This window comes from Pseudomonas sp. NBRC 111130 (assembly GCF_001320485.1).
GTDB lineage: Bacteria > Pseudomonadota > Gammaproteobacteria > Pseudomonadales > Pseudomonadaceae > Aquipseudomonas > Aquipseudomonas vlassakiae.
Window position 1 is genome coordinate 1 of record NZ_BCBG01000077.1, and the last position, 10,998, is coordinate 10,998.

Annotated in this window: 9 protein-coding genes; 5 read left to right on the forward strand and 4 right to left on the reverse strand. The window is 62.4% G+C overall.

All coding sequences use genetic code 11. The features are described 5' to 3' along the window. The first annotated feature begins 282 nt into the window (after positions 1-282). Entirely contained in the window at positions 283-1,950 is a 1,668-nt protein-coding gene (gene ettA, locus APH33_RS22225) for an energy-dependent translational throttle protein EttA (protein ID WP_054887205.1), read from the forward strand. A 313-nt stretch (positions 1,951-2,263) separates the two neighbouring features. Continuing rightward, on the forward strand, positions 2,264-3,604 hold the full coding sequence (gene gdhA / locus APH33_RS22230; protein ID WP_054887206.1) for an NADP-specific glutamate dehydrogenase: 1,341 nt from the start codon (positions 2,264-2,266) through the stop codon (positions 3,602-3,604). Positions 3,605-3,642: 38 nt separating this feature from the next. Here gdhA and APH33_RS22235 read toward each other — a convergent pair whose 3' ends face one another. From APH33_RS22235 to APH33_RS22250, 4 genes are all read right to left on the reverse strand, one after another. Further along, positions 3,643-4,134, reverse strand: a complete 492-nt coding sequence (locus tag APH33_RS22235; RefSeq protein ID WP_054887207.1) for a GreA/GreB family elongation factor — start codon at positions 4,132-4,134, stop codon at positions 3,643-3,645. A 68-nt stretch (positions 4,135-4,202) separates the two neighbouring features. Further along, positions 4,203-4,559, reverse strand: a complete 357-nt coding sequence (locus APH33_RS22240) for a hypothetical protein (RefSeq protein ID WP_054887208.1) — start codon at positions 4,557-4,559, stop codon at positions 4,203-4,205. A gap of 217 nt (positions 4,560-4,776) precedes the next feature. After that, positions 4,777-6,630 (reverse strand): DUF4105 domain-containing protein, encoded by a 1,854-nt coding sequence (locus APH33_RS22245; protein ID WP_054887209.1) that lies wholly within the window; start codon positions 6,628-6,630, stop codon positions 4,777-4,779. A 75-nt stretch (positions 6,631-6,705) separates the two neighbouring features. Then, on the reverse strand, positions 6,706-7,194 hold the full coding sequence (locus tag APH33_RS22250; protein ID WP_054887210.1) for a DUF3015 domain-containing protein: 489 nt from the start codon (positions 7,192-7,194) through the stop codon (positions 6,706-6,708). 253 nt (positions 7,195-7,447) lie between these two features. On the opposite strand from APH33_RS22250, the gene APH33_RS22260 reads away from it, so the two are divergent. The 3 genes from APH33_RS22260 (at position 7,448) to APH33_RS22270 (ending at position 10,983) form a co-directional block, all read left to right on the forward strand. Beyond that, positions 7,448-9,886, forward strand: coding sequence for a Lon protease family protein (locus APH33_RS22260; protein WP_054887212.1), 2,439 nt, complete (start codon positions 7,448-7,450; stop codon positions 9,884-9,886). A gap of 161 nt (positions 9,887-10,047) precedes the next feature. Continuing rightward, complete coding sequence (locus APH33_RS22265; RefSeq protein ID WP_054887213.1) at positions 10,048-10,386, forward strand: hypothetical protein; 339 nt, start codon at positions 10,048-10,050, stop codon at positions 10,384-10,386. Between the two features lie 108 nt (positions 10,387-10,494). Further along, positions 10,495-10,983: a TIGR00645 family protein gene (locus APH33_RS22270; RefSeq protein ID WP_003247486.1), complete on the forward strand. Its 489-nt coding sequence runs from the start codon at positions 10,495-10,497 to the stop codon at positions 10,981-10,983. The last annotated feature ends 15 nt before the right edge of the window (positions 10,984-10,998 follow it).

Here is a 10,998-nt window from a genome sequence, read left to right on the forward strand (position 1 = left end):
CAAGGCTTGAATCTCATGCAGTAGCTGTGGGAGCCACAGGATTGCTCAAGGCTTGAATTTCATGCAGTACCTGTGGGAGCGGCTTTAGCCGCGAAAGGGCCGGCACAGGCAAAGAATGCCCGGCAGGATCACAACGATCCCACCCACCATCCGACCACCCTGTGCAACGCCGCGCGTTGGCGTAGAATGGTCGACTTTGTTCAATGAAACCCGTAAACACATCCCCCTGGCCGCAGTGCCGGGGCGATCGTCGATGTCTTTACCTATTTAGAGGGCTTGGTTTTGGCTCAATACGTCTACACCATGCATCGGCTGAGCAAGGTCGTGCCGCCGAAGCGGGAAATTCTCAAGAATATTTCCCTGTCGTTCTTCCCAGGCGCCAAGATCGGCGTGCTCGGCCTGAACGGCGCCGGTAAGTCGACCCTGTTGCGGATCATGGCGGGCGTCGACAAGGAATTCGACGGCGAAGCCCGTCCGATGCCCGACATCAACGTGGGTTACCTGCCGCAGGAGCCGCAACTGGACCCGAACAAGTCCGTGCGCGAAGTGGTCGAGGAAGCGGTCAGTGTGATCAAGGACGCCCAGGCTCGCCTGGACGAGGTCTACGCGGCCTACGCCGAACCTGATGCCGACTTCGACAAGCTGGCTGCCGAACAGGCCAAGCTCGAAGCCATCCTGCAGGCTGCCGACGGCCACAACCTCGAGCGCCAGCTGGACGTCGCCGCCGACGCCCTGCGCCTGCCGGCCTGGGATGCTCGCATCGAGCACCTGTCCGGTGGCGAGAAGCGCCGCGTGGCCCTGTGCCGCCTGCTGCTGTCGGCCCCCGACATGCTGCTGCTCGACGAACCGACCAACCACCTGGATGCCGATTCGGTAGCCTGGCTGGAGCGCTTCCTGCACGACTTCCCGGGCACCGTGGTAGCGATTACCCACGACCGTTACTTCCTCGACAACGTCGCCGGCTGGATCCTCGAACTGGACCGCGGCGCCGGTATCCCGTACGAAGGCAACTACTCGGGCTGGCTGGAAGCCAAGTCGGAGCGTCTGGCGCAGGAATCCAAGCAGCAGAGCGCCCACGAGAAGGCCATGAAAGAGGAACTGGAGTGGGTGCGCAAAGGCGCTAAGGCCCGCCAGTCGAAATCCAAGGCCCGTCTGCAGCGCTTCGAAGAGATGCAGTCGCAGGAATTCCAGAAGCGCAGTGAAACCAACGAGATCTACATCCCGGCCGGTCCGCGCCTGGGCGACAAGGTCATCGAGTTCAAGAACGTCACCAAAGGCTACGGCGACCGGGTGCTGATCGACAACCTGTCGTTCTCGATGCCCAAAGGCGCCATCGTCGGCGTGATCGGCGGTAACGGTGCCGGTAAGTCGACCCTGTTCCGCATGCTGATGGGCAAGGAGCAACCGGACTCGGGCAGCATCGAGATCGGCGAAACCGTGCAGCTGGCCTGCGTGGACCAGAGCCGTGAAGACCTCGACGGTTCCAAGACCGTGTTCCAGCAGATCTCCGACGGTTCCGACCAGATCCGCATCGGCAACTACGAGATCCCGTCGCGTACCTACGTTGGCCGCTTCAACTTCAAGGGTGGTGACCAGCAGAAGTTCGTCAAGGACCTGTCCGGTGGTGAGCGTGGCCGTCTGCACCTGGCGCTGACCCTGAAGGAGGGCGGCAACGTCCTGCTGCTCGACGAACCGTCCAACGACCTCGACGTCGAAACCCTGCGTTCCCTGGAAGAAGCCCTGCTGGACTTCCCGGGCGCCGCCATCGTGATTTCCCACGACCGCTGGTTCCTGGACCGTGTTGCCACTCACATCCTGGCGTACGAAGACGACTCGAACGTGGTGTTCTTCGAGGGTAACTACACCGAGTACGAAGCCGACCGCAAGAAGCGCCTGGGCGATGCTGCTGCCCAGCCGCACCGTGTACGGCACAAGAAGCTGGCCCAGTAAGCCGGTTTCTTGATGCACAGAAATGGGGCCCATCGTGGCCCCATTTTTGTGCCTGTCTGGAAAGTGGTGTTGGCTTCATTCGCGGGCATGCCCGCTCCCACAGGTACAGCGCCGGTCTTGAGGTTTGCGAGGTTCCTGTGGGAGCGGGCGCGCCCGCGAAGCAGGCGGCGCGGAAGGCGATTTTGTATACACTTATATAAAACGCACCAAATAATTTCATAAAAACGACATTTCGCCCTATTCCAGTGCGATTGCTTCTTGGTACATTCCAGAAAAAACCAATAAGTCCAATCCTCTTGGTGAGATGTCTACCATGATCGAATCTGTCGACAATTTCCTCGCACGCCTGCAGCAACGCGACCCGGGCCAACCGGAATTCCACCAGGCCGTCGAAGAAGTGCTGCGTACCTTGTGGCCGTTCCTCGAAGCCAACCCGCACTACCTGCAGTCCGGCATCCTCGAACGCATGGTCGAGCCGGAGCGCGCCGTGCTGTTCCGCGTGTCGTGGGTCGATGACCAGGGCAAGGTGCAGGTCAACCGCGGTTACCGCATCCAGATGAGCAGCGCCATCGGCCCCTACAAGGGCGGCCTGCGCTTCCACCCGTCGGTGAACCTGAGCGTGCTCAAGTTCCTGGCCTTCGAACAGGTGTTCAAGAACTCCCTCACCTCGCTGCCCATGGGCGGCGGCAAGGGCGGTTCGGACTTCGACCCGAAAGGCAAGAGCGATGCCGAAGTCATGCGCTTCTGCCAGGCCTTCATGAGCGAGCTGTACCGCCACATCGGTGCTGATTGCGACGTGCCGGCTGGTGACATTGGCGTGGGCGCCCGCGAGATCGGCTTCATGTTCGGCCAGTACAAGCGCCTGGCCAACCAGTTCACGTCGGTGCTGACCGGCAAGGGCATGACCTACGGCGGCAGCCTGATCCGCCCCGAAGCCACTGGCTACGGCTGCGTGTACTTCGCTGAAGAAATGCTCAAGCGCCAGAACCTGCGCATCGATGGCCGTCGCGTGGCCATTTCCGGTTCCGGCAACGTCGCCCAGTACGCTGCCCGCAAGGTCATGGACCTTGGCGGCAAGGTGATTTCGCTGTCCGACTCCGAAGGCACCCTGTACGCCGAATCTGGCCTGACCGATGCCCAGTGGGACGCGCTGATGACGCTGAAGAACGTCAAGCGCGGCCGCATCAGCGAGCTGGCTGAACAGTTTGGCCTGGAGTTCCGCAAGGGCCAGACCCCGTGGAGCCTGCCGTGTGACATCGCCCTGCCATGCGCCACGCAGAACGAGCTGGACATCGAAGACGCCCGCACCCTGCTGCGCAACGGCTGCATCTGCGTGGCCGAAGGCGCCAACATGCCGACTACCCTGGCGGCGGTCGACCTGTTCATCGAGGCCGGGATCCTGTACGCACCGGGCAAGGCATCCAACGCCGGCGGCGTAGCCGTATCGGGCCTGGAGATGTCGCAGAACGCCATGCGCCTGCTGTGGACGGCGGGTGAAGTGGACAGCAAACTGCACAACATCATGCAGTCGATTCACCATGCCTGCGTGCATTACGGTGAAGAAGCCGACGGCACGGTCAATTATGTGAAGGGCGCCAACATCGCCGGTTTCGTCAAGGTCGCCGATGCCATGCTGGCGCAAGGCGTGGTCTGACTCCAGCTTCCTGGGGGGCGCAGAGCGACCCCCAGGCATCAAGTCTCGATCTCGACCACCTCGATCGTTTGATCGCCCGCCGGTCGCCGCCACAGTATTTCATCCCCAGGCCCGGCCCCAAGCAATGCCCGCCCCAGCGGTGATCCCCAGTTGATCATCCCGCGGGCGGCATCTGCCTCGTCCTCGCCCACCAGTTGCACTACGTGCTCCTGTTCCTGTTCATCGACGAACCGGACCCGGCTGCCAATCTGCACTTTGCTGCGCGAAGTCGCCTCCGGCACTACCTGGGCGCTCTGCGCCCGCGCGCTGAAATAGCGCAAATCCCGCTCGGTATCGGCCAGGCGCTGCTGGTCACCGCGCTCGCCCTGCGCCTGCAACGCGCTGCGCAAGGCATTCAGTTCACGCACGCGTTGTTGCAGCTGGCGCAGGCCATTGGCAGTGACGTAATTGGGTTGGTCGCTGACGCGCCGCTCCACCGGCTGATCGGCCTGGGCAGCGGCTTGGTCTTCGTTGACGAATGCTCGGCTCATGCAATGGCCTCCTTGTGCTGGAGACCAGCATGGCAGGCCGACGGTTTCAATGGATGTCCATTTGCGACTCAGTCGTGGCGGTAGGCACGGGCGGCGCCCTGGTCTTTCTCCTGCTGCCACTGGCGATCACGTTCGTCCCAGAAGCGCTCGTGGTACTGGCGCTGCTCCTCGCTGTCCTGCATCGCCTGGCATTGACGGAACCCATCGTCCCAGCCGGTCTCGTAGTGGCGCTCGTGCAAGTAGCGCGGTACGTCCTTCTTGAAGTCGCCCACCATCAGCCCGGCCGCCTGGCGGCCGCTGCTGCAACCGTCCTGGTAGCCGTCGGCGTAGGCGGGGGGATAACCGTGGTTGACCATCTGATCATGGGTGGTTTCGCAACCCGCCAGCAACAACGCAACGCACAAGCCGAACCAGTACCGCGACATGACCACCTGGACCCTTTGGGATATACCGCAAAGTCTAGGTGGCGATTTGTCGGGGAGGTGTCAAAACAGTGTCAAAGAGTCGGTTGGTTCACATTGCGGTTATCGAGGCTGGTGGCCCTTTCGCTGGCGCGCCCGTTCCCACAGCAACTGCACATGCCCGAAGGGCGTTGGCGTATCCGTGGGAGCGGGCAAGCCCGCGAAAGGCCGCAAAGCGGCCTCAATAGTGATACCACTTCAGCTCCAGCATCACTTCATTCTGCGCCGTCGCCAGGTGGCTGAACTCCCGCGAAGCACTCAACCGCACCCCCAGGTTCTGGCTGATCTCCCACTGCTGGTTCAGGCTCACACTGCGCCGTACCTCGCCATTGGTGAAGTAATCACCCTTGGCCTCCAGTGTCATGTTGCCCAGCCCGTTGCGCCACAGCAGCCCGCCATTGAACCCCGTCGCCGGGGCGACGAACTGGGCGAAGTCGTTGTGGTGCTCGATTCGCAACGTGCCCAGGGCGAAGCCCAGCAAGCCATCGGCCAGCTGCCAGGTACCCCCGGCGCCGCCGTTCACATGGCTCACCAGTACCTCGTCGTCATGCTTGCCCGGCACCCGTTCCAGGCCGCCAGCGACTTGCCAGGACCATGGCTTTAGCAGCTCGTTGCGTGGCGTCAGCGAGCGGATGGTGGCCAGGTCCAGGCGCTGTACCTGCCAGTCGTTGCCTTCGTACTGGCGCACTTTCAGTTGCAGAATTTCGATTTGCGCCCCCAACGGGAAGCCGTAGGCGTTGTCGTTGAGGTCGTGGTAGGCCATGCGCAGGCCGTATTCGGCGTAGGCGCGGTCCTCTCGGGTGCCCGCGCCCAGTTGCCAGGTTCGCGAGTCATGGCCGTCCTCTGGCAGGCCAGGGCGCTCGATCTGCAACGGCGGCGGCGGGTTGCTGTTGATTGCCCGCAGAAGCTCGAAGCTGCGCTTGGCCTGCCCAGGGTCTCGCGCTTGGCCGTTGGCCCGGTAGCGCTCCAGGCGGTAAGCCGCATCCTGTACCAGTGCCTGGCGCTCGCGGGGCAGGGCTTTGAATTCAGGGCTTTGCAACTGCGCGGTATCGGCGCTGACGGCCAGCACCTGGCGCTTCTCGTCATGGTCCAGCGGCTCGGCCCGGGCCAGCAGTTCGCGTTCGCGTGACGGGCGGTAGGTTTCGCTGGCGACCAGGCCGGACTGCTTCACCGCTTTCACCGTGTCCGTCGGGATGGCAGTGAGCGGGAATTGCGAGGTCAGGTCCAGGCTTGGCCGGGCCACCTGCAACAGCTCCAGCAGGCGGTAGGAGCAGTTTTCGTCGAAGAAGAAGTAGTCGAACTGGATCTGCTTCAGCTCCCAGACGTGCTCGACCATGCGCCCGGTTTCTTCGGGCGTCAGGTCCAGCTGGTATTCCCACAGGTCGCGGTTCTCCAGGCTGCGGTATTCGGAGAGCTTTTCCTGGTAGGGCATCAGCGCGAACAGGCCTGGGTAGCCACCCATCAGGCCCTTCCAGGCATACAGGATGCTGTTGTCGCTGCCTTCGATGTAGGCGCCGAAGTTGATTGCGTAGCTCAGCAGCGTGGTGTCGTCGCTGCGGGTGTTGGACTGGTCGATGCGCAGCAAGGTGTGGCCGAACATCGACGACGGGCTGTTGAGGTAGGCCGCCGGGAAAATCAGCGCCGCGCTGTGCGGGTCGATCGACTGGTACCAGGTCTTGAATTCCTGGCAGTCCGGTTGCGGCAGGTCTTTGAGGTCCAGCTGTTCACGCAGCCAACGGGTGCGCGCGGGGAATACGCATTGGGCGTGCTTGTCGCCCAGGCTGGCTGGGGCGTACAGCGCTGCAACCGTGGCCTTGAGCTCCTGGTCCGGGTGGTGCGCGCCGTCCTCGGCGAGGAAGAAGGCATCATCGTCCACATAGCTGCGCCAGCCGCCGAGCTTGGCGGTTTCATAGTGGCCCAGGGCAATCCAGTAAGGGGTGTTGGCCAGTTGCTGGATACGGCCTGAGTCCAGCACGGGCATGGCATGTACAGGGGCGCAGGCACACAGCGCCAGGGATGCGAGGCGTTTGAGCATGTCGGGCAACTACTTCTTAACGATGCCGAAGAAAGGCGAAACCCGCCCCGGAGGCCGGGGCGGGGGTAGCTGCACTCAGGCCTCGGTGGCGTATTTGGCCAGGCGTGGGTCGTTCTTCAGAACGGCCAGGGTATTGCTGTGGACAGTCTCGGCAGTCACGTCGGCGCTGCTGAAGATCTGATTGAAGTGCTGGTGGGTGACCGAGGCGAAGTAGCCACGATCTTCCGGAGCGACGCCCAGGACCACGGCGTAGGTGGTCAGGGCTTCGCCCTGGCCCATGGCCATGTCTTCGGACAGCTCGTTCATCATGCCGTTCATGGCGAACCAGGACTTGCCGCCATAGGTCAGCGAGGCCTTGGTCGAGCAGCCGTTGGTGCCGGAGGTCATGCCGAAGGTGGCGTTGCCGGAGGTACCGTTGGTGGTGGAAGCCAGGAAGTGGGCCGGCGTGCCGCGCTGGCCTTCGAACAGCATGTTGCCCCAGCCGCAGTTCGGGCCACCCGGCGCTTCGGCAAGCGCGTTGAGCGAAACCACGGTGAACAGAGTACCCAGAAGAATCCGTTTCATAGCATTGTTCTCTATTTGTCTTAACCAAGGGTCAGGGTTTCTGGCAACTCGGTTGCCAGGTCGGGAAAGCATTTCACCCACCCGCGCAGCTTGGAGTTTAGGCATGATCTAAAGGTTGCGTTGTTGATTGCGAAAAATTTGCTCGCCGATGACATCATCACCGCTGCGACATAAAGTCCCGAGGAACCTTGCAAGGCGCGCGCGGGCAGCGCCAGAATGCTGCGTATCTGCCCCGCCGAAGTAAGGAAACCCAATGCCCGATCCTGTCGCTGCGCGCCTGCGTCTCGCGCCTGAAGCCCTGACCCGGCGTTTCTCCCCCGAGCAGTTTGCCTTTACCAATACCGACGATCTGGAGCCGTTTCGCGGAGTCCTGGGCCAGGAGCGTGCTGTCGAGGCCCTGCAGTTCGGCGTGGCCATGCCGCGCCCGGGTTACAACGTCTATGTGATGGGCGAGCCGGGCACCGGCCGCTTCTCGTTCGTCAAACGCTACCTCAAGGCCGAGGGTAAGCGTCAGCAGACCCCGTCCGACTGGCTTTACGTCAACCATTTCGATGACACCCGCGAGCCACGCGCCCTGGAGCTGCCTTCCGGCAGCGCTGCCGAGTTCATCAACGACATGGGCGGCTTGATCGACAACTTGCTGGCGACCTTCCCGGCGGTGTTCGAGCACCCCTCGTACCAGCAAAAGAAGGGCGCCATCGACCGCGCCTTCAACCAGCGTTATGACCGTGCACTTGACGTGATCGAGCGCGCCTCGCTGGAAAAGGACGTGGCCCTGTACCGCGATGCCAGCAACGTGGCCTTCACCCCGATGGCCGACGGCAAGGCGCTGGACGAAGCCGAATTCGCCCAGTTGCCCGAAGAGGTTCGCGAGCGATTCCACGAGGACATCGCCCTGCTCGAGGAGCGCCTCAACGAGGAGCTGGCCAGCCTGCCGCAATGGAAGCGTGAGTCGAACAACCAGCTGCGTCAGCTCAACGAAGAAACCATCACCTTGGCCCTGCAGCCGCTGCTGGCGCCGCTGTCGGAAAAGTACGCGGAGAACGCGGCGGTCTGCGCTTACCTGCAGTCCGTGCAGCTGAACCTGCTGCGTACCGTGGTCGAGCAGCTGGTTGAAGACAGCAAGACCGATGCTGCTGCGCGCAAGCTGCTTGAAGAACAGTACGCGCCAAGCCTGGTGGTCGGCCACCACGCTGACGGTGGTGCACCGGTGGTATTCGAGCCGCACCCGACCTACGACAACCTGTTCGGGCGCATCGAATACAGCACCGATCAAGGGGCGCTGTACACCTCTTACCGGCAGCTGCGCCCTGGCGCGCTGCACCGCGCCAACGGCGGCTTCCTGATTCTCGAAGCGGAGAAAATGCTGGGCGAGCCGTTCGTCTGGGACGCCCTCAAGCGCGCCCTGCAGTCGCGCAAGCTGAAGATGGAGTCGCCGTTGGGCGAGCTGGGCCGCGTAGCCACGGTCAGCCTGACGCCGCAGATGATTCCGCTGAACATCAAGCTGGTGATCATCGGTTCGCGCCAGCTGTACTACGCGCTGCAGGACCACGACCCGGACTTCCAGGAGATGTTCCGTGTGCTGGTCGACTTCGACGAAGACATGCCGATGGTCGACGAGAACCTCGAGCAGTTCGCCCAGCTGCTGCGCACCCGCACCAACGAAGAAGGCATGGCACCGCTGACCAGCGATGCGGTGGCGCGCCTGGCTACTTTCAGCGCTCGCCTGGCGGAAAACCAGTCGCGCCTGTCGGCACGCATTGGCGACCTGTTCCAGCTGGTCAGCGAGGCGGATTTCATCCGTCAGCTGGCCAGTGACGAAATGACCGACGCCGGGCACATCGAGCGGGCGCTCAAGGCCAAGGCCACCCGTACCGGGCGTGTCTCGCAGCGGGTGCTCGATGACATGCTCGCAGGCATCATCCTGATCGACACGGAAGGCGCGGCGATCGGCAAGTGCAACGGCCTGACCGTGCTCGAAGTCGGCGATTCGGCTTTCGGCATGCCGGCGCGCATTTCCGCCACCGTCTACCCGGGCGGCAGCGGCATCGTCGACATCGAACGTGAGGTCAACCTCGGCCAGCCGATCCACTCCAAGGGCGTCATGATCCTTACGGGCTACCTGGGCAGCCGCTATGCCCAGGAATTCCCCCTGGCGATTTCCGCCAGCATCGCCCTGGAGCAGTCCTACGGCTATGTCGATGGCGACAGCGCCTCGCTGGGTGAGGCTTGCACGCTGATCTCGGCGTTGTCGCGCACGCCGCTCAAGCAGTGCTTCGCCATCACCGGTTCGATCAACCAGTTCGGTGAAGTGCAGGCGGTGGGTGGGGTCAACGAGAAGATCGAAGGCTTCTTCCGCCTCTGCGAGGCACGTGGCCTGACGGGCGAGCAGGGGGTGATCATTCCGCGCGCCAACGTCGCCACGCTGATGCTCGACGAGCGCGTGTTGCAGGCGGTCGAGAACGGCATGTTCCACGTCTATGCAGTCAGCCAGGCTGATGAAGCGTTGAGCCTGCTGGTGGGCGAAGAAGCTGGTGAACTCAACGATAAAGGCGTCTTTACCGAAGGCAGCGTCAACGCCCGGGTGGTCGAACGCTTGCGCGAGATCGCCGAGATGATCAGCGAGGAAGAGATCGAGAAGGCAGAAAAGGAACGGCTGGAAGAGGTGATTGCCCAAGCCAAGCCGGCCTGAGTCAAAAAATCGGCGCTGGCGGCCAAGTGCTACCGTTCAGCGCCGGTTTTCCATCTTTCTATGCCGTTCTTCTATGCTGGAACTTAAGGACGGTATCAGGGTTCAGGATGGAAACAGCCTGGTTTTCAGGCTGAACAGGGCTCATTGGAGGGGACGCGGCCATGCGCAACCTCAGCCTTACTCGCCAGTGCCTGGGCCTGGTGACCCGCATTGAATGCAGCATCCGCCCACTGGCCGGTGACAACGGCATGTGGACGCTGCTGTTTGCCGCCGGCATGGCCGGTGAACAACCCTCGGCAATCAAAGCCCAGGGGCCGTTCCATGGGCCGGTAGTGGCCGAGTCCGTGCTCAGCGCCATCGTCGACAGCTTGACGCTGCATGGGTATCAGGTGGCCGACGATCCACAGATCTGGTGCCTGCACCTGCAGGCTCAGCTGCGCCGGATCAATGGCGAACGCTGCCGCAATCTGGGGGACTACCAGTTCCATCCTGAAACCTGAGCACTCTTTGTCAGCGGTGCGGCATCAGGCCGCAGGCTTTTGCTGTCACAGGTGGCTGGCTATACTCGCGGCCGAATTTCCAGTCACCTGACGAGTCCCAAATTCTCCATGGAACGTATTCTCGAAAACGCGATGTATGCCTCGCGCTGGCTGCTCGCTCCCATCTACTTCGGGCTGTCCCTCGGCCTGCTGGCCCTGGCGCTGAAGTTCTTCCAGGAAGTTGTCCACGTCCTGCCCAACGTCTTTGCCCTCAGTGAAGCCGACCTGATTCTGGTCATCCTGTCGCTGATCGACATGTCGCTGGTTGGCGGCCTGTTGGTAATGGTGATGATTTCCGGCTACGAGAACTTCGTGTCGCAGCTGGACATCGACGAGAGCAAAGAAAAGCTCAACTGGTTGGGCAAGATGGATTCTTCGTCGCTGAAGATGAAAGTAGCCGCCTCGATCGTGGCGATTTCTTCGATCCACCTGCTGCGGGTGTTCATGGATGCGCAGAACATCTCCACCGACTACCTGATGTGGTACGTGATCATCCACATGACCTTCGTGGTCTCGGCGTTCTGCATGGGCTACCTGGACAAACTGACCAAGCACTGACAGCTGTCGCGGTCA